This is a genomic window from Enterococcus durans NBRC 100479 = LMG 10746 (genome assembly GCF_001544215.1).
GTDB lineage: Bacteria > Bacillota > Bacilli > Lactobacillales > Enterococcaceae > Enterococcus_B > Enterococcus_B durans.
In genome coordinates this window covers 80,833-105,260 of record NZ_BCQB01000003.1, presented here as the reverse complement: position 1 = coordinate 105,260, position 24,428 = coordinate 80,833, and the positions used below count along the sequence as shown (strand labels likewise).

At 37.0% G+C, this 24,428-nt stretch carries 20 protein-coding genes, 2 pseudogenes and 1 other annotated feature; of the genes and pseudogenes, 20 read left to right on the top strand and 2 right to left on the bottom strand.

All coding sequences use genetic code 11. From position 1 onward, the window contains the following. Nucleotides 1-893: 893 nt before the first annotated feature. The 8 genes from ED2_RS01710 (at nucleotide 894) to ED2_RS01675 (ending at nucleotide 7,761) form a co-directional block, all read left to right on the top strand. Entirely contained in the window at nucleotides 894-1,505 is a 612-nt protein-coding gene (locus ED2_RS01710) for a hypothetical protein (RefSeq protein WP_016177689.1), read from the top strand. 203 nt (nucleotides 1,506-1,708) lie between these two features. Then, on the top strand, nucleotides 1,709-2,191 hold the full coding sequence (locus ED2_RS01705; RefSeq protein WP_227644989.1) for a hypothetical protein: 483 nt from the start codon (nucleotides 1,709-1,711) through the stop codon (nucleotides 2,189-2,191). Nucleotides 2,192-2,475: 284 nt separating this feature from the next. Further along, nucleotides 2,476-3,597: a tRNA 2-thiouridine(34) synthase MnmA gene (gene mnmA, locus ED2_RS01700; RefSeq protein WP_005880185.1), complete on the top strand. Its 1,122-nt coding sequence runs from the start codon at nucleotides 2,476-2,478 to the stop codon at nucleotides 3,595-3,597. A gap of 501 nt (nucleotides 3,598-4,098) precedes the next feature. Then, the gene (locus ED2_RS01695) at nucleotides 4,099-4,518 is read left to right on the top strand and encodes a MerR family transcriptional regulator (RefSeq protein WP_005880187.1); all 420 of its coding nucleotides are present in this window, start codon (nucleotides 4,099-4,101) and stop codon (nucleotides 4,516-4,518) included. A 76-nt stretch (nucleotides 4,519-4,594) separates the two neighbouring features. Continuing rightward, entirely contained in the window at nucleotides 4,595-5,461 is an 867-nt protein-coding gene (locus tag ED2_RS01690; protein WP_016177691.1) for an aldo/keto reductase, read from the top strand. Next, nucleotides 5,458-6,081 (top strand): NAD(P)H-binding protein, encoded by a 624-nt coding sequence (locus tag ED2_RS01685; RefSeq protein WP_016177692.1) that lies wholly within the window; start codon nucleotides 5,458-5,460, stop codon nucleotides 6,079-6,081. Before ED2_RS01690 ends, ED2_RS01685 begins: the two co-directional genes overlap by 4 nt. Nucleotides 6,082-6,307: 226 nt before the next feature. Next, entirely contained in the window at nucleotides 6,308-6,439 is a 132-nt protein-coding gene (locus ED2_RS01680) for a flavodoxin family protein (protein ID WP_005880192.1), read from the top strand. Between the two features lie 23 nt (nucleotides 6,440-6,462). After that, the gene (locus tag ED2_RS01675) at nucleotides 6,463-7,761 is read left to right on the top strand and encodes an MFS transporter (protein ID WP_025481396.1); all 1,299 of its coding nucleotides are present in this window, start codon (nucleotides 6,463-6,465) and stop codon (nucleotides 7,759-7,761) included. Between the two features lie 466 nt (nucleotides 7,762-8,227). On the opposite strand, the gene ED2_RS01670 is transcribed toward ED2_RS01675, so the two are convergent. Continuing rightward, nucleotides 8,228-9,499, bottom strand: coding sequence for a multidrug efflux MFS transporter (locus ED2_RS01670; protein ID WP_005880194.1), 1,272 nt, complete (start codon nucleotides 9,497-9,499; stop codon nucleotides 8,228-8,230). A gap of 149 nt (nucleotides 9,500-9,648) precedes the next feature. Between ED2_RS01670 and ED2_RS01665 the strand changes: the two genes are divergently transcribed. The 3 genes from ED2_RS01665 to ED2_RS01655 all read left to right on the top strand — a co-directional run bounded on the left by ED2_RS01665 (nucleotide 9,649) and on the right by ED2_RS01655 (nucleotide 12,722). Then, nucleotides 9,649-10,215, top strand: a complete 567-nt coding sequence (locus ED2_RS01665; protein ID WP_005880196.1) for a TetR/AcrR family transcriptional regulator — start codon at nucleotides 9,649-9,651, stop codon at nucleotides 10,213-10,215. A gap of 124 nt (nucleotides 10,216-10,339) precedes the next feature. Then, a complete protein-coding gene (locus tag ED2_RS01660; protein ID WP_016177695.1) occupies nucleotides 10,340-10,717 on the top strand; it encodes a DUF1033 family protein in 378 nt (125 codons plus the stop codon). After that, the gene (locus ED2_RS01655; RefSeq protein ID WP_034865743.1) at nucleotides 10,650-12,722 is read left to right on the top strand and encodes a DNA topoisomerase III; all 2,073 of its coding nucleotides are present in this window, start codon (nucleotides 10,650-10,652) and stop codon (nucleotides 12,720-12,722) included. The genes ED2_RS01660 and ED2_RS01655 overlap by 68 nt, the downstream gene beginning before the upstream one ends. A 122-nt stretch (nucleotides 12,723-12,844) precedes the next feature. Here the strand turns inward: ED2_RS01655 and ED2_RS01650 are convergent, their stop codons facing one another. Beyond that, complete coding sequence (locus ED2_RS01650; protein ID WP_005880202.1) at nucleotides 12,845-13,330, bottom strand: prolyl-tRNA synthetase associated domain-containing protein; 486 nt, start codon at nucleotides 13,328-13,330, stop codon at nucleotides 12,845-12,847. A gap of 89 nt (nucleotides 13,331-13,419) precedes the next feature. Continuing rightward, nucleotides 13,420-13,650 (top strand) — a binding site (T-box leader). A gap of 199 nt (nucleotides 13,651-13,849) precedes the next feature. On the opposite strand from ED2_RS01650, the gene ED2_RS01645 reads away from it, so the two are divergent. The 9 genes and pseudogenes from ED2_RS01645 to ED2_RS01610 all read left to right on the top strand — a co-directional run bounded on the left by ED2_RS01645 (nucleotide 13,850) and on the right by ED2_RS01610 (nucleotide 24,276). Then, nucleotides 13,850-14,491 carry an amino acid ABC transporter permease gene (locus tag ED2_RS01645; RefSeq protein WP_005880203.1) on the top strand — a complete coding sequence of 214 codons (642 nt, stop codon included), beginning with the start codon at nucleotides 13,850-13,852 and terminating at the stop codon, nucleotides 14,489-14,491. An 11-nt stretch (nucleotides 14,492-14,502) separates the two neighbouring features. Next, nucleotides 14,503-15,138: an amino acid ABC transporter ATP-binding protein gene (locus ED2_RS01640; protein WP_005880205.1), complete on the top strand. Its 636-nt coding sequence runs from the start codon at nucleotides 14,503-14,505 to the stop codon at nucleotides 15,136-15,138. 17 nt (nucleotides 15,139-15,155) lie between these two features. Next, the gene (locus ED2_RS01635) at nucleotides 15,156-15,974 is read left to right on the top strand and encodes an amino acid ABC transporter substrate-binding protein (protein WP_005880208.1); all 819 of its coding nucleotides are present in this window, start codon (nucleotides 15,156-15,158) and stop codon (nucleotides 15,972-15,974) included. Nucleotides 15,975-16,392: 418 nt separating this feature from the next. After that, the gene (locus ED2_RS01630; RefSeq protein ID WP_005880210.1) at nucleotides 16,393-17,829 is read left to right on the top strand and encodes a glycoside hydrolase family 1 protein; all 1,437 of its coding nucleotides are present in this window, start codon (nucleotides 16,393-16,395) and stop codon (nucleotides 17,827-17,829) included. 170 nt (nucleotides 17,830-17,999) lie between these two features. Continuing rightward, nucleotides 18,000-18,732, top strand: a pseudogene (locus tag ED2_RS16505) (cell division protein FtsK); the annotation flags it as partial. 197 nt (nucleotides 18,733-18,929) lie between these two features. Next, a pseudogene (locus tag ED2_RS16500) lies at nucleotides 18,930-20,441 on the top strand (DNA translocase FtsK); the annotation flags it as partial. A gap of 389 nt (nucleotides 20,442-20,830) precedes the next feature. Then, nucleotides 20,831-21,853, top strand: coding sequence for an LLM class flavin-dependent oxidoreductase (locus ED2_RS01620; RefSeq protein ID WP_005880214.1), 1,023 nt, complete (start codon nucleotides 20,831-20,833; stop codon nucleotides 21,851-21,853). 172 nt (nucleotides 21,854-22,025) lie between these two features. After that, nucleotides 22,026-23,099 (top strand): dual-specificity RNA methyltransferase RlmN, encoded by a 1,074-nt coding sequence (rlmN, locus tag ED2_RS01615; RefSeq protein WP_060789680.1) that lies wholly within the window; start codon nucleotides 22,026-22,028, stop codon nucleotides 23,097-23,099. Nucleotides 23,100-23,724: 625 nt separating this feature from the next. Next, complete coding sequence (locus ED2_RS01610) at nucleotides 23,725-24,276, top strand: aminoglycoside 6'-N-acetyltransferase (RefSeq protein WP_016177698.1); 552 nt, start codon at nucleotides 23,725-23,727, stop codon at nucleotides 24,274-24,276. Nucleotides 24,277-24,428: the final 152 nt, after the last annotated feature.

Genomic DNA, 24,428 nt, shown 5'->3' with positions numbered 1-24,428 from the left:
TTTAAGATAACATTTTTTGATTAGGAGATTTGCTGATCCTTGATTTAATGATCGAATTGTTTGCTTCTCGAAAAGGCGCTAAAAGAGTCGTTTTTTATTCAGATAACTGCTTGTACGACTCTTTCACAGATGACCGCAATCCTATGTTTATCAATTGAAAGGAGATAAATGAAAATGAAGGCGTATTTAGTTGGCTTATGGCTATCCATGTCAGTGTCTCTTTGGTGTGTGATAGAGGTGTATCTTGATTATCCTGGCCCTGTGAGTTTTGTTTTTATGTTTATCATAATCGTTCCAGGATTAATTGGACTTTACTTTTCAACAAAAATAAAGACTGTAAAGTGGAGATGGTTACTACTAGTAATGAATTACCTCTTTGCAACAATGTCGAATATTGTTCATTTTTTCGTAGTAGCATTTGAACTATTTTTAAAATAAATAAGAAAAGAAAACTGAAAAAGGAGTTGTTTTTATGTTTTCACTAAAAAGTAAAACGTATACTAAGATTTCTTTGACTTTATCAACAATCACGATTCTCTTTACGAGCTTCTATTTTATCCCGTTTATGAAGGAGAACCCACTTTTTCTTGCGCTCACTATGGTAGGGTGCTGGATGAGTGGCAGTGCTAATTTAATAATTTCCACAAAAATTGAGCCTCAGTGGTTAAAAAGAAGCAGTATCTTCCTTAATTTGTTCTGTGTGTTAGGGAGCAATTGGTTTTTATATTTATCGAATTGAAATGAAGTTGGGCAAAACGAAATGGATGACCAAAAATGAACGCATAGTTAGTTGGCTTATGACTATCCATGTTAGGGGCTCCCTAGTGTGTGATAGAGGCGTATACAAAATAATAAATAGCTAAATGGATGAATTTTTTAAAGGAGTGATGTTGATGTTTCCAATAAATAGTAAAACATGCACAAAGTTTTCAAAGTATTTTTTAATCGGTAGTGTTTTCTTACTGGCATGGCTGATGATTATTTGGTTTAGTCGTAGTTTGTACGCAGAAGTAGCGATTGTCTATTATCTTTCCTGTTTACTCAGTGGTATCAGTTTTATTTTTGCTAGAGGTACGCATTCAAAATTTTTAAAAAGGCTAACTACAGTTGTCCATTTTAGTAGTATTTATGTATTGTCTCTATATATCATCGGCTTATTATTGTGGGAAAGCTCTGCTGTGTTACTTGCAATAGTTGCCTATTTGCTACTGTCCATCTGGATACTGAAAGTTTACGAGCAGAAATGGGTAGTAATCATTTGTTTAGGGATACCGATGATTCTTTCAACTGTTTTTTTTAGTAGGATCAATTACGAATTAATCATTTATGGGGAACGATTGGGGTGGGACGCTCTGGGATACACGGTCATCCTTAACATTTCAGGTTTAATTGGTTTGACTCTTTCGACAACACTCAATAATGGAAAAGCTAAATGGATACTTCTAGGGATCAATTATTTTTTTGCAGCTTATTACCACCTCCTCATCCTCATCTTCTTTCATTAAGATGCCGCTCTACACGTTGTTGATCACTTGAAAGGAAAGCGACTAAAATATGAAAAATTTTTTATCTGAAAGGAATAAGGTGAATGTTTCCAATAAACAGTAAAACGTGCACAAAGGTTTCAAAGTGTTTCTTAATCGGTAGCGTTTTCTTACTGGCATGGCTGATGATTATTTTGTTTAGCAATATTTTGGAGGGAGACATAGTGGTTGTTTATTATCTTTCCTGTTTACTCAGTGGTATCAGTTTTATTTTTGCTACAGGTACGCATTTAGACTCTTTGAAAGGATGGGGGATGTTCGTTCATTTTAGTAGTATTTATTTGGTTGCTGTCATCCTTGTCCCGTTGTCTGGAGGGATAATTTTAATCGTATCGATCCTTACTTATTTATTGGTACCTACAATGTCACGAAGGTTGCCAAGAAAACAAACACAACAACGGATGCAGATGCTTTTATTAGGGCCTCCAATGTTATATTCAATTACCTATTTCCTTAGAATCAATTACTATTTAATGGCGTTTGACGGAGAAATTATCAAATATCTCATTTTCATGAGTATCTCTGGCTTAGTAGGACTTATTCTTTCAACAGGCCTTGATAACAGAAAAACTAAATGGATACTGCTAGGAATCAATTATGTATTTGCGACCTATTTTCATATCGTTATTTGGATTCTTTGGCGATAACTACAAGTTTACAATGGTAAGTGATTAAAAAAGACAAACGTTCTTAATTAAAAATACTATTGAAAAAAAGAGTTGCTGCTGGTGAATCGTAGATACTTACATAAAAAAGAGTTGTCCGTTCAAATCATGAGCTGTTCATTTTTTAAGATGACGGGGTCTGTTCAAGGCGTGAGAAATAAAGGATGAAATTTTCAAAAATATGACGTATAATGTAAAATACTGAAAAGTTGCGACCTTCAACTCGTAGATGTTTCAGAAAATCTAATTGAAATGATGGTGATATCATGACAGACAACAGCAAAACACGCGTTGTCGTTGGGATGAGTGGCGGAGTTGACTCATCTGTAACAGCACTTTTGTTAAAGGAACAAGGCTATGACGTAGTCGGGATCTTCATGAAAAACTGGGATGATACTGACGAAAATGGCGTATGTACTGCGACCGAAGACTATAAAGATGTTGCGAAAGTAGCAGCACAAATCGGCATTCCTTATTATTCTGTTAATTTTGAAAAAGAATATTGGGATCGTGTCTTTGAATATTTCTTAGCGGAATATCGAGCTGGCCGAACACCGAATCCTGATGTAATGTGTAACAAAGAAATCAAATTTAAAGCTTTCTTAGATTATGCCATGGATCTAGGTGCTGAATATGTAGCAACAGGTCATTATGCGCAAGTAACACGTGATGAAAATGGTGTTGTGCATATGCTTCGCGGTGTAGATAATAATAAGGATCAAACGTATTTTCTTAGTCAATTATCACAAGAACAATTATCAAAAACACTCTTTCCTCTAGGTGGAATGGAAAAAACTGAAGTACGTGCTATTGCAGAACGTGCAGGATTAGCGACTGCGAAGAAGAAAGACTCTACTGGTATTTGTTTTATTGGTGAAAAGAATTTCAAACAATTTTTAAGTAACTATTTACCTGCCAAAAAAGGAAATATGGTGACACTAGACGGTGAAGTCAAAGGTCAACATGCAGGATTGATGTACTATACGATTGGTCAACGTCAAGGACTAGGAATTGGTGGCGGTGGAGCTTCACAAGAACCTTGGTTTGTTGTTGGAAAAGATCTAGCAACGAATACGCTATATGTAGGACAAGGGTTCCATCATCCAGCTTTGTATGCTACAAGTCTTGATGCAAGTGAAATCCACTTCACTACAAATGAAGATATGCCTAAAGAATTCAAATGTACGGCAAAATTCCGTTACCGTCAACAAGACGTACCGGTAACTGTACGTTTGTTAGAAGGAAACCGTGCAGAAGTAGTATTTGACGAACCTGTACGAGCAATCACTCCAGGACAAGCTGTCGTTTTTTATGATGGGATGGAATGTCTAGGTGGCGGTTTGATCGACCATGCATATCAAGAAACAAAAGTTTTACAATATGTTTAATCACAACAGTAATTAAACCTTGAATAGCAAGAGAAGGCTGTGTCCTTTTAGTAGACTGTAGGCAAAGAAATTCTTTGTCTACAGTCTTTTGTTTTTTATATGTTGTCCAAAAACATACTAAAACGGTGATAGGATATTTTTAAGTGGATAATATTGTGAGAGGAAATGATGAAAACAATAAAAAGTATTTAGATGAACTTGAATTAAAGTACAACGAATATTTGGTGGAAATTGTCGCTAATATATTTCAGAGATAATAAAAATTTTTGGCCAAATAAACTGTATGTTCCTAAACATCAGTCGGTCAATACGGATGAAGTAATTTAGTGCATCAGCAAGTAATTAATTTGTTCGTCATGCAATTTGTAAAGAGGTACTACCAAAAGTTGTAAGGAATTGGACAATAGTTTTTGATAATTTTGCAAATTTAGTGAATAGCTTTCCTTGGAGTGCACTTCAAGGTTTATGATAACTTATATAAAAAGATGAGGTGATTATTTGATGAATATAAAAAAAGCTGCGGAAATGTTTGATTTGAGTGTAGATACACTACGCTATTATGAACGTGTTGGTGTCATACCATCTGTTCACCGTAACGAAAGCGGTTATCGAGATTATACTACGAATGATTTGAATTGGATTTATCTAGCAAAAAACTTACGAAATGCTGGTTTATCGATTGAATCACTCATTGAGTTTGCTCAGCTGGCACAATTGCGTAAAACGAAGAATGTAGAAAAAGCGCAGAAGCAGATCTTGTCTGATCAATTAAAAGAATTAGACCAAAAATTAGCGGAAATGCAGGAAGTTAGAGACTTACTTATTTATAAGATAGAAACGTATGATGACCATATTGCAAAATTTAAAGCAGGTGAAATGGAACCTGATAAAGTTGAAAAATTATGGGAACGAAAAAAATAAATCTTTTCTCTTGCTATGGACTTAACTCTAAGGTTTAGGATAGAACATGTAAAGAAAATTAGAGGAGGAAAACAATATGCAGAAAATAACTTTGAACAATGGTATAGAAATGCCTAAATTAGGATTTGGTGTTTATCAAATTCCATTGGAGGAAACAGCTGCAGCAGTATATCAAGCAATTAAAGCAGGGTACCGTCTGATTGATACAGCTTCGATTTACGGAAATGAAAAAGAAACAGGGGAAGGAATCAAACGTGCCATCAATGAAGGACTAGTTACTCGAGAAGAACTTTTTGTTACTTCTAAATTGTTTATTCTTCAAGCACCAGAAGAAAAAGCTGCGGAAACGATTGAACATTCTCTTAAAGTAATGGGGTTGGATTATCTGGATCTTTATCTTATTCATCAACCATACGGAGATATTTATGGTGCATGGCGATCAATGGTTGAGGCTCAAAAAGCAGGAAAATTACGTGCCATTGGGATTTCAAATTTCAAATCAGCTAAGATGATCGAGTTTGTGGGTTTGAATGAGGTAAAACCTCAAGTCAATCAAATCGAAGTGAATCCATGGAATCAACGAGTTGAAGATCAAGAATGGCATGAAAAATATAGCGTACAAGTGGAAGCTTGGGCACCATTTGCAGAAGGACGTCACGAATTATTTACCAATCCTGTATTAACAGAAATCGGTAAACAGTATGGTAAGACAGTGGGACAAGTTGTATTACGTTGGTTAATGCAAAGAGGGATTGTTGCTTTAGCAAAATCAGTTCATCCTGAACGAATGGCTGAAAATATTGATATTTTTGATTTTGAGCTTTCAAAAGAAGATGTTGAAAAGATAGCGGCTTTAGATAGAAAAGAATCTGCGTTCTTTGACCATGATGCACCCCAACAAGTAGAATGGTTTATGAATCGGATGTTGGATACAGAAAAATGAGCAAAAATATACTGATTATTGGTGCTGGCGGTCAGATTCCACAGGTATTAATCCCACTTTTGCAAGAGCAACCTGATTTACATTTGACTTTATTTGGGCGTTATGCCGCTGACTTACCTTATACAAATGTAACAAAGGTTTCTGGAGATGCTGGAAATTTAACTGACTTGATCAATGTTATGAAAAATCAAGATATCATTTATATGAATTTTGATAATAAAAAAGTAACAGAAATTGTGATCGATGCGATGCATAAAACGGGTGTGAAACGAATCATTCAAGCAGGTGTACTTAGCGTGTATGGTGAAGTTGCAGAACCGTTTGCTATATGGAATAGTCGCATGATGGGAGGGTCAGTCGCCCATGAGCGTGGTGTAGAAGCATTGGAAGCAAGTGATTTGGATTATACTTATATGCGTATGACTTGGCTCTACAATGGGAATCGAAAGAACTATATTGCAAGTCCTAAGGGAGAACCGTTTTTAGGTGCTCAAATTACGAGACGTGCCATTGCTCAATTTATAATGGACAATATCACAGGAAAAAGAAATGACATTCGAGGAAGTATCGGCTTGTGGGAACCTGGTTCAGAAAATAAATCAAAACCTGATTTTTATTGATAAAAGAATACAATTTTAGCAATATAGTACAGTAAAAGTGAATTCTGTGGTATCAATCATTAGATAATTGATGCTGCAGTATTTTTATGGATAAATAAGTGATAAAAATAGCGATAAAGGCGTTTAAGAAACGAATTTCATATTTTTAATAACAATTATATGTCTCATTATTATTAGGTTTATTAGTTTATCTAAAATAATAAGTAAAATAAAAGGAAGTGAAATGATGAAAAATCTCAAAACATTGATTGTCTATTATTCACGAACTGGAAATACAAAGGTAGTTGCTAAACTGATTCAAGAAATGGTTGGTGGAGATCGTGTACAAATTGAAACAGAAAAAAGACCAACAGATTAATGGATAGAAAGAAGTTAGGAAATTTGAATAGAGAAAAATTCGGTGTCATTTTACCAATTACATTATTATCTTATTTTTTGATATTGATGGATAATTCAATCATTTTTACAAGTTCTGCGCAGATAGGTGAAAGTTTAGGGTTATCTGCCTCAGCACTTTCATGGGTATCAAGTGCGTATACACTCACTTTTGGAGGTTTTTTGCTATTAAGCGGACGCCTTTCTGATCTGTTAGGAAGAAAACGTATTTTTTTGATAGGCTTACTGATTTTTGGTTTCAGTTCTTTAATGATTGGGCTATCGAAAACAGCTGAAATGGTCATTATTATGCGTGCAGTACAAGGAATTGGTAGTTCCATTATCGCACCGACAACTTTGGCATTGATCATGGATGCCTATCAAAATAATATGAGACAACGTGCGATTTCTTATTATGGAGCAACTGCGGGAATTGGCTCAAGTATTGGCTTATTAGTTGGTGGTGGACTGACTAGCTTGATTTCTTGGCGTGCTGGCTTTTTAATAAATGTTCCATTTACTCTCGTATTATTTATATTAACATTGAAGTATGTGAAATCATCAGCGCGTCGAAAAGAAACTATCGACTATTTAGGCAGTTTACTTTCCATAATTGGTTTGGTGGGTATTATCTATGGTTTTACTGAAGGGATATTTAGCTTCATAGTTGTAGGTATTATCTTTATATTCTTGTTTATATTATGGGAGAGAAAGACTTCTTCGCCCATTCTACCTTTAGCACTTTTTCAAAATAAGATTCGTTCTGGTGCTTATGCGACTCGTCTTTTATTTATGATGGCTATGTTGCCATTTTGGTTCTTTTTACCACAAATGATGCAAAGCCAATATGGTTTTTCAGCGCTAGAATCCGGGTTTGCTTTTTTGCCACTGACAATTGTTAATTTTATAATTGCGATGCAATTACCAAAGCTAACAGGGAAATTTGGTAATAATAGGGTATTACTTATTGGAGAAATAATACTAGCTATAGGGTTGATTTTACTTGCAATCTCAAATCCAGTAAATGGTTATTGGCAGACTGTTTTTGTACCTATGATCATACTTGGATTAGGTCAAGGATTAATATTAGCACCGGTGACATCTGCGGGTGTTTATGAAGCACCTGATAAATTAGCTGGTATTGCAAGTGGTGTAACGAATACGATGCATCAAATTGGTGGTCCTATTGGGTTATCATTGATTGTTGCAACAACCACAAATTTTCAAACTGAAATCTGGATAATGGCAGTATTTACCCTTATTTCTATAGTGGTAGTAGCTATTTTCCTCAATACTGAGAAATAGAAATTTTTAATTTAGTAGTCATATAAAAAATAGAAGCTAAGATTTGATGATTGATCAAACTTTTAGCTTCTATTTTTTATAGATAATGTTTTATTACTTAAAAAGGAAAAATGACTTTCAACAATAAGCGCTAGATTTCCAAAATGTGGAAATCTAATTTGAAAGTTTAATTCTTATTGTCGGCGGAGCTGAGCGGCCTTTTCACGACCTCTATCCACGGTGTTCAAAGGCTTGCATCTTCAACAATAAGCCCAACCAGATGAAAAACATAAAAGCTGTTTTTCTCTGTTTGTTCTTATTGCTTGATGCAGACCAGCCTTTTCACGACCTTATCTACGGTGTTCAAAGAGTTGACCTTCAACAATAAGCCCAACCAGATGAAAAACATGAAAAGCTGTTTTTTTCTGCTTGTTCTTATTGCTTGATGCAGACCAGCCTTTTCACGACCTCTTGTTTACTTTGTGCTTTATTGATGCGAGACTGTCGATTGTGTGGTGTCTTCTTGCAATTGTGCGTCATTGTGGATTTCCTGTGTGTTATGACGTACTAGTAAGAAGTTTAGTAAAACAAGTACAGAGGTTGAAATAAATACACCGCGATAACCAAACACACTAGACACGCTTGAACCGATCATTGGACCTACGACATTCCCAGTTGCTTGGAAAGATTGATTGTAGCTAAAGATTCTGCCTGCTGCATTGTGAGGAGAATATTTTGTGATCAACGCCTGAACAGCTGGTAGAAGACACGCATCAGAAATACCGATCAAGAAGCGAAGTCCAGCAAGTTGCCAAACATTAGTAACAAAGGCCATTGGAATATAAACGAGAATGGCGAATCCTAATCCGATAGCTAAAATCCGTTCGCTACCGATCTTATCACCCAAACGTCCAAAACGAGGGGCAGCAATCAATGTCGCAATCCCAGGAATTGAAGCGATGATACCACTGATCAATGTCACGTTTCCATGACCATTCAATAACTGTCGGATATACAGGCTGATAATTGGGCTGATCGAATTATTTGATGCTTGTATGATCATTGTAGTCACAAACATGCCGATCACCACATGAGGATATTTTAAATCTTTGAAAATTTGTTTGGCAGAAGACATATCTTCTTTTTTGATTGGTACGAACTTTTCATGAACAAAGAAGAGACTTAATAAGAAAACGAAGAATAAAATGATCCCAGTAATAAAGAAAGTTGGACGATAACCAAACGCAGAAGCAGAGATTCCACCAAGTAGAGGGCCAAGTAAAGTTCCAGTAACAGAACCCGTAGCCAAAGTACCTAATACTTGTCCGCTTTTTTCTTTGGGAGTGCCTGTTGCGACGAGTGCAGTTGCATTACTGATATAACCTGAAAAGATTCCTTGTAATAAACGTAGAGCGACTAATTGATAGACACTTGTGACACAGCCCATTAAAGAAATCACGATTGCCATCCCTAATGAGGCACGTAAAAGCATCAATTTTCGGCCTTTTTGGTCCGCTAATTTTCCCCACCAAGGTGAGATGAGTGTCGTGACTAAAAAAGTAGAAGAAAATGTTATACCGCTCCAAAAATTTAACTGCGATGTAGTATAAGATCCCAAAGTATCTATGTAAAGTGACATGAAAGGCATGACTAGACTAAAACCAATACCTGCCATAAATGTACCAAACCATAAGACAAACAAGTTTTGCTCCCATGGCTCTCTTTTTCTAAACAATTTTTCCTTTATCTGTGTAGCCAATGCAATATCCTTCTTTCTGAAAATTTCCATTTACAGTTAGTTATTATAAACTACAATATGTAGTTTATCAATGAAACTCTCTTTTTTATCTTGGTTTTTCATGGTAAACTTATTTTGTTGAGGATTTAACTTATGAGAGGACCGTAGAAATGAAAAAAAGAAATCTATCTCAAGAGAAAATCATCGCCTGCTTCCGTGAGTTAGCAGAAGAGATGGATGTTCCACAAATCACGTTTCAACATTTAGCTAAACGTCTGGATGTCAAATCACCTTCATTGTATAACCACTTTAAAAATATGCGTGAAGTAAAGACGGCTTTGACAGCGAGATTACTGCAAGAACTTAATGATGAATTACGTCGTGCATTAGTAGGGAAAAGTGGAGCAGAGGCTTTACGCATCTATGCACAGATCTATCAATCTTTTGCGTTTGCGAATCAAGCTGTTTACGAATTACTGATCAGTATTCCGCATACAAATGAGGAAATACTATTGGACGGGATACATGAAACAAACCAGATCATTCTTCAAATTTTTGACTCATTCCCATTAACAAAAGAAGAAAAAACACATCGTAGTAGAGAATTGAGAAGTATGATTCATGGGTATCTTTCTCTACGATTTTTGGGCTATTTCACTAAGGAACCAAAAGTCTCTCCTGAAGACAGTTATTCTTGGATGATCAATGATTTTATTGCAACTTTACCAAGCAAGTGAAACAATCGTTATTTTAACTTTAGTCCCTTCATAAAATGTCCCTTTTATAAGAGAAAATTCTTGCAACTTTCTTGAAAAGTGACTAAGATGAGTCTAAGAAAAAGCGAAGAAAAGGAGTACGAATATGTATCAAGTAGTTATCATGTTCGGTGACAATGAGCCTTGGTGGTTTTTTGAAAACTGGGAAGACGATATTGAAATCGAAGAGTCATTTGATTCTTTTGAAGAAGCACAAGCAGAGTATGAAAAAAAATGGCTTACAATCAAAAATCAATATGAGTATATCAATGCAAAAAGCAACTTTCTAAGTGCCTTCTGGAATGATGGCGAGGAACGATGGTGTGAAGAGTGTGATGATGATCTACAACAATATAAAGGATTGGCTTTATTGAAAAATCATCAACCAATCACCTTAGAAAGCAGAAAGGAATTTTATGAAACAACTAATTCTAGCAGAAAAACCAAGCGTTGCGAAAGACCTAAGCAAGGTGCTTGGTGCTAATCAAAAATACAAAAACTATTACGAAGGACCTAAGGTGATCGTTACTTGGGCCCTTGGTCATTTACTGGGTTTGAAAATGCCAGAAGACCTGAATAAAGAATGGCAAAGTTGGCAGATGGAAACATTACCAATGATTCCTAAAAAATTAGGCATCAAACCATTACCAAAAACAGGTCATCAATTGAAAGCAATCAAACAATTAGCTCAACGAAAAGATGTTTCAGAAGTGGTAATCGCGACTGATGCAGGACGAGAAGGAGAATTAGTCGCTCGTTGGATCTTGGAGTATGTACATTTTAACAAACCAGTGAAAAGACTTTGGATTTCTTCACAGACAGACAAAGCAATCAAGACTGGATTCAAGCAACTAAAACCAGCTAAAGCTTATGATACGCTATATGATTCAGCATTAGCTAGAGCAAAAGCAGACTGGTTGGTTGGTTTGAATGTTACTCGTGCATTGACTGTGAAATATCAAGATAATTTATCAGCTGGTCGTGTACAAACACCTACATTAGCGTTGGTAAGAGACCAAGAAAGAAAAATCGAAACGTTTAAACCACAAACATATTTTTCAATTTTGTTGAATGTAGAAAAAGAACAAGCAAAAATGGCTCAGAAAAATCAATTTGCGTTGAAGTCACAGGAAGAAGCGCAAGCACTGGTTCAACGTTTAAGCCAACAAAAAGGAACCGTTTCATCTATTGAAGAGAAAACGAAGACTGAGAGTGCGCCTTTACCCTATGATCTAACAGAGATCCAAAGAGAAGCAAATCAGCGTTATGGTTATTCTGCTAAGAAAACGTTGGGGTTAGTACAAAGTCTATATGAAACACATAAAATCGTAACGTATCCTCGGACAGATAGTAAATATCTGACGAATGATATGAAAAGTACAATGAGTGAGCGGTTGCAAGCAGTCAGCGATTTTGCTCCAGAAGTCAAACAATATCTAAAAAACGGGGCAGTAGTCCGCCAAACCAAAGTCTTTCAGGATAATAAAGTAACTGACCATCATGCGTTGTTGCCTACTGAAAATCGTCCTCGTTACGAAAAACTAAGTAATGAAGAACAAAAAATCTATCAAATGATCGTGACCCGCTTTTTAGGGTTATTTGCAGAACCACATAAAGTGAGCCAGACAAAAATTACTGTCGTTTTTGACAAAGAAGAATTTATTTTCCGTCAAACCAAAGTATTACAAGCTGGGTGGAAAACAGTAAGCCAAGAAGAAGCAAGTAAGTTTGATTGGCAACAAGGACTACGTATCCAACCGAATTTTACGATCAAAAAAGAACTGTCCGCACCGCCAAAACCGATGACTGAAGCGAGTCTGTTAGGTCAAATGGAAAAATATAGTTTGGGTACACCAGCAACAAGGGCAGAGATTATCGAAAAGCTGATCAAATCTGAATTGATGGAACGTACTCCACAAGGCTTACAAGTTTCTCCTAAAGGGAAACAATTATTAGAGTTGGTGAATCCTTCACTCGTTTCTCCAGAATTGACTGAAAGTTGGGAGAAAGATCTAGAGGCGATTGCTGCTGGTAAAAAACAGGCAGAACACTTCTTAAAAGAAATCGAAAAAGAAACAAAACGTTTAGTTCAGGAAATTAAAACAAGTAAGCAAACGTATCAAGATTTCTCAATCACACAAAAGAAGTGTCCAGAGTGTGGGTCCAATCTCCGCGAAAAAAATACGCGTGATGGAAAAATCTATGTTTGTACTAATCAGGACTGTGATTATCGTCGTCGAAAAGATCCCAAAGTGTCCAATCACCGTTGTCCACAATGTCATCGTAAAATGGAAATTATTGAAGGTAAGAATGGAGCTTATTTCCGTTGCAAATATGATGGTACAACGGAGAAAATGCTAGGGAAAAAAGAACAGAAGAAAAAAATGACCAAACATGAAGAACGTCGATTGATGAAAAAATATTCTCAAGCAGATGAACCAGAGGAAAGTCCACTGGCAGCTGCACTAAAAGCAGCCATGGAAAAATAGAGAATAAGAAATCAGAACAAAAGTGTTCAACTCCAAGAAGTAAGAAGAAATTCATGAAATTGTTTTTCGATTTTTTGAATTTCGGCTTATTTGCTCGGAGCTGAACGCTTCTTTCACAACCTTTATAACCTTTCATAAATCGGCTCGTGGTCTAAATGGGTTAATATCGTTAGGAAATCGGTGAATTTTAGGATCAATGTGGCTGTATTTATATTTGGATGGAAGCCGACAGTGCTTTTTTGATCGATATCAGAGTCGATGATTACTTTGATCAGATGATCTTTATCATGCATCAATGCGAGAGGTGTAACTGTGCCTGGTGCAACACCTAACAAGTCTTTGAGCTGTTCTTCTGAGACAAAAGATAGACGTTTTTCTTCTAGTTGATCTGCAAGTTGTTTTAGATCTGCTTGTTTTTCATCGGGTAAGATAACTAGATAGATTTGTTTTCCTTTTTTGGCTTTTAATAATAAGTTCTTTACTTGTGGACCTGGAAGAGTAAATGGGATATTTTTAACAGAAGTTATTGCTGGATGCTCCACTTTCTGATAAGAAATGCCTAAGTGATCAAGCAATTCGTAGGCTTCTTGTTCAGTTGCAAGTGCCATATTATAAGACGCCTCCTTTTTTTATTAGTTTATCATAAAAAAGAATTGACAAATTAAAAATAATCATGTAAATTACACGTAAGTTAAAACAAACGACATCGAAAAGAAAAGTAGCGATTAAATGTTTTAAGAGAGTCTCTGGTAGGTGAGAAGAGATAGCAGTTAATAGTGAAACACATCTTGGAGTCGATTTTCTGAAATAGAGTAGGAAAATCCGGGAAGCCCGTTATAGCTGCGGTCGTTGTTAGATGACCAGATAAGGTTAGTATCCGTGAGGTGCTGACAAAAAAAGGTGGAACCACGTAATTTACGTCCTTTGATCGTTTGATCAAAGGACTTTTTTTATTTTCGTGGCTATTCAAGTAAAGCATTATCTTATTTGGATCGATCTGAATTCTGGGAACGACTGTTAGAGGTTTCTTTTGTGAAGAAGAAACAAACAGAGGTGGGAACACGTGTTATACGTCCTCTTGACGAGAGTCAAGAGGATTTTTTTTTATTTAAAGGAGGAAGAAAGAAATGAATTATTTGATTGAAGTAATGCCGCAATTGTTAGTGGGAGCTCTCACAACCTTGAAATTATTTATTTTTACCTTGATTGGTTCATTACCATTAGGGATCATCTTAGCGTTAGGATTATCTCTGCATTTTAAACCGATTCGCTATATTTTACAGACTTATGTTTGGATCATGCGAGGCACACCTTTGCTACTTCAATTGATTTTTGTATTCTATGGGTTACCAACAATAGGAATCGTCTTTGATCGTTTTGAAGCTGCATTGATCGCATTTATTTTAAATTATGCCGCTTATTTTGCAGAAATATTCCGTGGCGGTATCCAATCGATTCCTCAAGGACAATATGAAGCAGCGCAAGTGTTGCAACTAAGCCCATTTCAAACTGTCACAAAAATCATTATTCCACAGGTAACGAAGATCGTTTTACCATCAGTTGGGAATGAAGTAATCAATCTAGTCAAAGATTCTTCACTGATCTACATTTTGGGATTAGGAGATGTGATGCGTGCCGGCAAGATTGCGATGGAACGAGATGCTACATTGTTGCCGCTACTAGGGGTCGCTATCATCTACTTAGTATTAACTGGAGTCTTAACAATCATCATGAAACAAGTTGAAGGAAAATTGAACTATTATCGCTAGGAGGAAAGCACATGATTGAATTAAAAAAAGTAAGCAAAGCATTTGGAGAAAAGAAAGTAATCAACGGACTAGATTTAACGATTCCAGATGGTCAAACAATGGCAATCGTTGGTCCTTCTGGCGGTGGTAAAACAACCCTTTTAAGAATCTTGGCAGGAATAGAAAAAGCAGATAGCGGGAACTTTTATTTAGATGGAACACCATTTGATCCATTTGAATTAAAAACAAAAGAACAAGTTGTTGGTGTAGTTTTTCAAGATTTCCAACTTTTCCCACACTTAAGTATTTTTGCTAATATTACATTAGCACCAAAAATGGTGTTGAAACAGTCAAAAGAAGAGTATACGAAAAAAGCAAAAGAACTGGCCACATCTTTGGGAATCAGCGATCTGTTAGACAATTATCCGTATCAATTATCTGGAGGACAAAAACAACGGGTAGCAATTGCACGAGCACTTGCGATGAACCCACGAGTTCTAGCTTATGATGAACCAACTAGTGCATTAGACCCAGAGTTGCGTCAACAAGTTGAAAAACTGATTCTATCATTGAAAGAAGAAGGCGTGACACAGATCATTGTTACGCATGATCTTGTCTTTGCTGAAAATGTCGGTGATCAATTAGTGAAAGTTGTTCCAAACAAGTAAGAGGGAGGATATGTGTCATGAAAAAATTTAGTTTTGTACTTGCAATCATTGCAGGAATCATCCTTCTTTCAGGTTGTACAAACAAAAAAGCAACAGAAGATAATTGGTCCACAATCAAAGAAGAGAAAAAAGTAATCGTTGGATTAGATGATACATTTGTACCTATGGGATTTCGAGATAAAGACGGTAAACTGACAGGTTTTGATATTGATCTTGCGACTGCTGTCTTTAAAGAATATGGCATCAATGTTGAATTTCAACCAATCGATTGGTCAATGAAGGAATTTGAATTGAACAATGGCACGATCGATCTCATCTGGAATGGTTATTCGAAAACGGATGAGAGAGCCAAAAAAGTCCAATTTACGAAACCATATATGGAGAACTCCCAAGTATTGATCACTCCTAAGAAATCTGGAATCACGAGTTTTGCACAGATGAAAGATAAAATCATTGGCGCTCAAAACGGTTCTTCCGGTTATGATATCTTCACAAGACAACCTGAAACTTTGAAGGATATCGTAAAAAATAAGGATGCGGTCTTATATGATAGTTTTAACGAAGCTTTGATCGATTTGAAAAGCGGTCGAATTGATGGCTTGTTGATGGATAAAGTTTACGCGGGTTACTATTTAAAACAAAAAAATGAAATAGATGAATTCAATATGACGACTGGTGACTATGAAAGTGAAAACTTTGTAGTAGGTGCCCGTAAAAGTGATGATGAATTAGTGAAGAAAATCAATGATGGAATCGCACAACTGGAAAAAAATGGCGAGTTCCAAAAGATATCAGATAAATGGTTTGGAGAAGATGTTACACCAGGTGCATCATAAAAAGAGTTGGTATAGTGTACAGAAAGAGATTGTACATTATACCAACTCTTTTATATTCTATTCAAATGAAGAACCTATGGATGTTTAAAAGAAAACAGGATCAGCTAGATATATTGAGTAGTCAGATATGTAAGATCTAGGATTTGCCTTCATAAAATATGAGGCAAATCAGGGATGATCCATAATGGTCACTTTTTCAGATGAAACACGAGCGGATGATTTGATCCTTATGGAATGAATGAAAAAGTAGTATTGCAGATGTATACCTTAAGAGAAAAATAGTATACAAGCGAAACATACTATTGAAAATCATTATTTATTGTTTAGTTGTTCTACTGAGATAAGTTCTATTTTGAATTGAAAGGGGTTTCGTGTTATTCTTACATGGTAAGGATTGAAGCAAGAAAGGAAGAAGTTTATGGAACACCAAAAGTTAACTGAATTTTCCAATGATTTTTTATGGGGATCAGCCTCAGCAGCTTACCAAGTTGAAGGTGCATGGCAAGAAGGTGGCAAAGGAGAATCTGTTTGGGATCGTTTTGTCCGTATCCCTGGGAAAACATTTAAAGAGACCAATGGCGATCTAGCCGTAGATCATTATCACCGTTTTAAAGAAGATATTGCCTTGATGAAAGAACAAGGATTGAAGGCGTATCGTTTTTCTGTCGCTTGGACAAGGATCTTTCCTAATGGACGTGGCGAAGTCAATCAGGAAGGCTTAGCTTTTTATGAAAATCTGATCGATGAATTGATCAAAAATGATATTGAGCCAATGTTGACACTGTATCATTGGGATCTTCCACAAGCACTTCAAGATGAATATGCTGGGTGGGAATCACGTAAGATCATCGCTGATTTCACAAACTACGCAGAAACGTTATTTCAAGCTTTTCGTGGAAAAGTCCATTATTGGATCAGCTTGAATGAACAAAATATTTTTACTTCATTAGGTTATTTATTAGCGGTACATCCTCCTGGAGTCACTGATCCAAAACGGATGTATCAAGTCAATCATATTGCGAATCTAGCAAATGCGTCTGTTATCAATAAATTCCACGAATTGGAGATGCCTGGTAAGATTGGTCCAAGTTTCGCGTATACACCAAATTATTCAATCAATAGTGATCCTAAGAATATTTTAGCTGCTGAAAATGCAGAAGACTTAATGGCAAACTATTGGATGGATGTCTATATGTGGGGCAAATATCCAATTGCTGCAATGAAATTTTTAGAAGAACAAGGATGGGCACCTAAAATCGAAGAAGGCGACGCTGAGTTACTTGAATCAGCAAAACCAGATTTCTTAGGGATCAATTATTATCAAACAGCAACGAATGCCTTTAATCCATTAGATGGTGTGGGCGCAGGGAAGATGAATACGACTGGGAAGAAAGGTTCGTCAGAAGAGACTGGTGTTCCGGGCATGTACAAGAAAGTAGAAAATCCATTTGTTGAACGTACAAATTGGGATTGGGAAATTGATCCAGAAGGGTTGAGGATTGCCTTGAGACGAATCACTAGCCGATACCGTACACCGATTTTGATTACGGAGAATGGATTAGGAGAATATGATAAATTGACTGAAGACAATAAGATTCATGATGATTATCGTATTGCTTATCTTTCAAGTCATGTCAAAGCAATCAAAGAAGCAATTTCTGATGGTGCCGAAGTGTTGGGCTATTGCACTTGGTCTTATACAGATTTACTAAGTTGGCTAAATGGCTATCAAAAGCGTTATGGATTTGTCTATGTGGATCAAGATGAAACACAGAAGGGTTCTTTGACACGCTATAAAAAAGACAGCTATTATTGGTATCAACAAGTGATCCAAGAAAATGGGAAAAATATCTGATAAGTACAGCTTGAAATGTTGACCTTAGGGACAGCAGCTTCAAGCTGTTTTTTCATCGTCAAAATGAGTATTCTTTCATCGAAATAAAAGAAACAACCAAACTTTGAAACAAAACTTTTGTTCCCTCGCTTTTTTTTGTATAATGGAACTTGATGAAATGAGGGATAAAAATGGCAAAGAAAAAACGTCCTGCTAAGAAAAAGAAAAAGACGAAAAAGCAAAAACAGCAGCAGGAACAACTTCTTGCGATCTGTGTAGGCTTTGCTTTGATATTATTTGCCGTCTTCGGCTTTTTAAAATTGGGATTCTTAGGTATTTTAGTTGCAAACGGCTTTCGAGTCATTGCCGGAAATACGTATCAAATTCTGTGTTTGTTACTAGCCATTATTGGTTTTTGGGTTGTTATCAAAAACACTGATTTTAAAATAGGAAAGAGTCGACGCTGGTTTGGTGGTCTCCTTTTTTACTTAGGGATATTACTTTTTCTTCATGCGCACTTGTTTGGTAAATTACACAGCGGTGAGCCTAATATCATAGGTACGACCTGGGATTTGCTTGTAAGTGACATTAAGCAAAGTCAAGTAGGCAATAATGTTGGTGGTGGGATGATCGGTGCAATTTTGTATCATTTTACCTACTTTTTGATTGCTCAACCAGGAAGCTATTTTGTGGCATTTCTACTATTAGTTGGTGGTGCGATCCTGTTTAGTAATCTTCAAGGGTATCAATTGCTAGACGGTCTGCAAGCAATGGGTGAAAGACTTCAGGAATTATTGGAAGGTGATCCAGCTAAACAGGCACAAAAGCAAGCGGCAAAAGAAGAACGACAAAAAGCACGTGCAGAAGCGAGAGAAGCAAAAAAACAAGCAGCAAAAGAAGCAGCAGAAGCGGAAATCGCAGAAATGGAAAATCGGCGATCAAAGAAACACCAAGAAGTACCCGCACGTTCATATCAAGAAGAAGTTTCTGAAGATGAACCAGAACAATTGAGTTTTGTACCGATCGACAGTTTTCAGGGAACGGTTCAACCAACAGCAACAGATCCTGTGAAAACAGAACAGCAACTATCACCTTCCTCATCGATGTCAGGTCTAGAGGAAGAAGGCATAGAAGATGACGGAACAGCGTTAGAGTTTGAAATCGAAGCGGAACAGGAAAATCATGATTATGAATTGCCATCTATTGATTTGTTAGACTCCGTAAAAACGACAGACCAAAGTGATGAGTATAAGAAAATCGAAAAAAATATTGGCGTATTAGAACAGACATTCCAAAGTTTCGGGGTGGATGCTAAAGTAGTGAAAGCGAGTTTAGGACCATCCGTGACGAAATTCGAAGTACAGCCAGCCGTAGGAGTCAAAGTAAGCAAAATCGTTAGTTTGACTGATGATATCGCTTTGGCTTTAGCAGCGAAAGATGTTCGGATGGAAGCACCGATTCCTGGGAAATCATTGATAGGGATCGAAGTACCAAATAGCAAAATCAGTATGGTCTCGTTTAGAGAAATCATAGAAGCACAGCCAAATCATCCAGATAAATTATTAGAAGTTCCTTTAGGGCGCGATGTTTCTGGACGGGTACAAACAGCGGATCTTTCTAAAATGCCTCACTTACTTGTGGCAGGTTCAACAGGTAGTGGGAAATCAGTTGCAATCAATGGGATCATCACTAGTATTTTGATGCGGGCAAAACCACATGAGGTCAAATTGATGATGATCGACCCTAAAATGGTTGAATTGAACATGTACAATGGCATACCGCATCTTTTAACACCAGTGGTAACTAATCCAAGAAAAGCAGCTCAGGCATTACAAAAAGTAGTGCAGGAAATGGAAGAGCGCTACGAAAAATTTGCTGCAACGGGGGTTCGAAATATCACTGGGTACAATGAATTTGTACAACAAAAAAATCTTGAAATGGGAACGAAGCATCCAACATTACCATTTATCGTAGTTATTGTAGATGAATTAGCTGACTTGATGATGGTAGCAAGTAACGAAGTTGAAGATGCGATCATTCGTTTAGCACAGATGGCCCGTGCCGCTGGAATCCATATGATCTTGGCAACCCAAAGACCAAGTGTAGATGTTATCACAGGGATCATTAAAGCCAATGTTCCTTCACGAATGGCATTTGCAGTTTCAAGTGGAACCGACTCTCGAACGATCATTGACTCAAATGGTGCAGAGAAACTCCTAGGAAGAGGGGACATGCTCTTCTTACCAATGGGTGAAAACAAACCGATCCGTGTTCAGGGAGCCTTTATTTCCGATCATGAAGTTGAGCGAGTCGTAAGTTTTGTAACGGATCAGCAAGAAGCACATTATGAAGAGAAGATGATGCCAACGGATGAAGCAGAAACAAGTGGTTCGGCAGAACAACCGCAAGATGAACTATTTGAAGAAGCAAAGGCGTTAGTGATCGAAATGCAAACAGCAAGTATTTCATTGTTACAACGTCGGTTTAGGATTGGCTACAACCGTGCTGCTCGCTTAGTCGACGAGTTAGAAGCTCACGGAGTTGTAGGACCATCAGAAGGAAGTAAACCACGTAAAGTATTTATCGAACAAGCAGAAGAACCGATGGATTCTCTGCCATCTGATCAAGAATGAGAAAAAACAACGGGTGACTACCTGAAATATAGTCAATGAGTATAACAAATTGATTTTATCTGAAATAAAACACTCCTTTTCTAATGATTTTTGGAAAAGGAGTGTTTTTTTTATGGCGATCATTTTCGACTGTTGTGAATCATCTGAACCATTTAGAGAATGTACTGGATAGAACTGATAAATGATGGGATAGATTTTCTGTCGTGTAGAAAAAAGTGAGCAGTTTACCCTTTGAAAATGGTGGAAAAGGTATGATTTTCTATATATATGTGTGTATTTTCACAAAAATGTGTTTTTCGAGATGTTTTATTCGTTTTTTAAAATAAAAAGTAGTAGAATCACTTCAAGCTAACAAATAGTAAGTGCTAGTTAAAAGGAGGGAATCTGGAATGAAAAAAATTGGTTTTTTAAGTTTTGGTCACTGGATGGATGAAGGATCACTAGTCAAGACGGCAAGTGATGCATATCTGCAATCAATCGAATTGGCGGTTGAAGCAGAAAAAATTGGTATCGATGGTGCTTGGTTTCGTGTACATCATTTTGCCGATCAGATTGGATCACCATTTCCACTGATGGCTGCTATCGGTGCTAAAACTAGCAAAATCGAAGTGGGTACTGGTTTGATCGACATGCGTTATGAAAATCCTTATATGATGGCGGAAAATGCTGGCTTGACGGATATTATCACCCAAAGTAGAGTGCAATTGGGTGTGGGCCGTGGTTCACCAGAACAAGTTTTAGATGGTTGGAAATATTTTGGCTATGATTACAGTGAAGAAGAAATTAAGGAAATCACTCGTCAGCGGACATTGGAATTTTTAAAATTATTAGAGGGCAAGCCTTTCGCCGAACCAAATCCGATGCCGATGTTTCCTCAAGGTCCCGGGAAATTACGCATTGAACCTTACTCGGATGGATTAAGAGAACGGATCTGGTGGGGATCAGGTTCCACTGAGACGGCAGTTTGGGCAGCCAAACAAGGAATGAACTTACAATTCTCTACTCTTGTCAATTTTGAAAGCAAAGAACCATTTCATATCCAGCAAGCCAAACAATTGCGTGCCTTTAAGGAAGCCTGGAAAGAAGCAGGACATGATTTTGAACCAAGGACTTTGGTGACTCGGTCTATCCAACCGATCACAACAGATTTAGATCGTCAGTTATTCGGTGAATTAGGTGATGAGGCAGCAGATCAAGTAGGATTTTTGGCTTATCATCGCAACCCAACGATTTTCGGTAAAACTTTTGCCGGTGAACCAGATAAAATCGTTAAACAATTGGCAGAAGATGAAGCAATCAAAGAAGCAGATACTGTACTAGTCACAATTCCAAATACATTAGGTGTCGAATACAATCTGCATCTACTAGAATCGATCGTAAAAGACGTAGCGCCTGATTTGGGCTGGCGTTAAAAAATAGGAACACTCCAAAAATCTTAGTAAAGGAGATTTTTGGAGTGTTTTTTATTTAACAAAAAGACGCATATCATCTATTTACATAGTGTTTATTTTGTGAAGAGTTGCATTAGTTTGGAGAATCAGTTATAGTATGTAGCGATACTTTGAGAAAAAGAGGGAAATAATCTTGGAAAAACAATCCATTTATGGTTTAACAATTGAAGAATTGACCGCATGGTTTTTAGAAAATGGCGAGAAAAAATTTCGAGCTGCGCAAGTATGGGAATGGTTATATCAAAAGCGTGTAAGAGATTTTTCTGAAATGACAAATCTTTCAAAAGGCTTGATTGCTAAGTTGAGTGACCAGTTTATTATCAATCCATTAAAACAGATGGTCGTACAAGAGGCGTCAGATGGCACAGTCAAATACTTGTTTGAATTGCCTGATAAAAACATGATCGAAACAGTGTTGATGCGACAAGAATATGGTTTGTCTGTCTGTGTAACGACACAGGTCGGCTGCAATATCGGTTGCACATTTTGTGCGAGTGGTTTGTTGAAAAAAAATCGTGATCTAACAGCAGGAGAAATCGTTGCACAAATCATGATGGTGCAACATTATTTTGATGAACGACAAGAAGGCGAGCGAGTATCTCATGTGGTAGTCATGGGGATTGGTGAACCATTTGATAACTACGATAATGTCATGAACTTTCTATACATTATCAATGATGCGAAAGGCTTGGCCATCGGTGCACGTCACATCACTGTGTCAACTAGTGGTTTAGCGAACAAGATCAAAGAATTTGCAAACAATGGATTACAAGTAAACCTAGCTATCTCATTGCACGCGCCAAACAATGAAGTACGCACATCGATCATGCGAATCAACCGTAGTTTCCCAATCGAAAAACTGATGGAAGCTGTAGATGATTATTTAGAAAAAACAAATCGACGGATCACATTCGAATATATCATGCTGAACCAAGTGAACGATCGTCCTGAACATGCACAGCAATTGGCTGATTTATTGAAAGATAAAAAGAAACTAGTCTATGTGAACTTGATACCTTATAATCCTGTCAGTGAGCATGATCAATATTCACGAAGTCCTAAAGCTGATGTATTGAAGTTTTATGATGTACTGAAGAAAAATGGCGTAAACTGTGTCATCCGTAAAGAACATGGAACGAATATTGATGCAGCCTGTGGCCAATTACGCAGTAAGCAAATGAAAAAAGAAAAAGCAACGAGCAAATAAGGCATCAGAAGAGTTTGACTCCGCGAAACGAAAAGGGATTCATGAAATTTGCTTTTCAAATTTTTGCGGATTCCAGTTCATTTTCGAAGGAACTACTTCTGCTCCCACCATTTATTCGTGGAGTGTGAGGCAAAAGAAATACTTTTGTTTCACACTCTTTTTCTGTGCTAGTGATCAGGCTAAATCGCTTCTTTCACAACCTTATCTGCATTGTTCAAAGAGCTGACCTTCAGCAATAAACCCTAGATTTCCAAAATATGAGAAGCTATTTTAAAAATCTAGTTCTTATTTGCTCGGAGCTGGACGCTTCTTTCACAACCTTATCCACGGTGTTCAAAGGCTTGCATCTTCGACAATAAGCTCAACCAGATGAAAAACATGAAAAGCTGTTTTTCTCTGTTCATTCTTATTGCTTGATGCAGGGCAGCCTTTTCACAACCTTATCCACGGTGTTCAAAGACCAACTCCTTGAAATAAGTCTGAATTTTTCAAAACATGGAAAGCTGTTTCGAAAAATCCATTCTTATTGTCAGCGGAGCTGAACGGTCTTTTCACAACCTTTAGTATAAAATTGTTCATTTTTCTTCCATCTACTGCTAAAATAGGCAGAAATGGGGGGATGGGTATGATTATCAGTGAGTTTGATCGTGATAATTTGGTTTTACGTGACCAATTAGCCGATCTTTTGAGATTGACTTGGCCAGATGAATACGGTGAACAGCCGATGAAAGAAGTAGAGCGACTGCTGGAAGATGAAAGGATCGCCGTCTCTGCAATCGAAGGAGATGAGCTGATTGGTTTTGTCGGTGCGATTCCACAATATGGTCAAACTGGTTGGGAACTGCATCCCTTAGTCGTCGAAAGTATGTACCGTAAGCAACAAGTTGGTACACGCCTAGTGAGTTATCTAGAAAAAGAGATTGCCTCACAAGGCGGAATCGTTGTCTATTTAGGAACGGATGATGTGGAAAGGCAAACAAGCTTGGCGATTGAAGAAGACCTGTTTGAAGATACCTTTGACAAGCTTGAAACGATTCAAAACAGGAAAGATCATCCTTATGAATTCTATGAGAAACTTGGCTATCAGATCGTTGGGGTAATTCCGGATGCGAATGGCTGGAATAAGCCAGATATTTGGATGGCCAAACGAATTGCTAGAAAACATGGAAGTGAATGATCTTTAGCAATAGAGAATATATTGAAATAAGAAATAGTAACTTGGAGAGTAATTTATTTGCTTTCCAAGTTTTTTTTTGCAAATTTTGAGAATACAGTGCTTGAAATAGCATAAAACGATCTGTTAGCAAAATTATTTAATTTTTTTTGGAT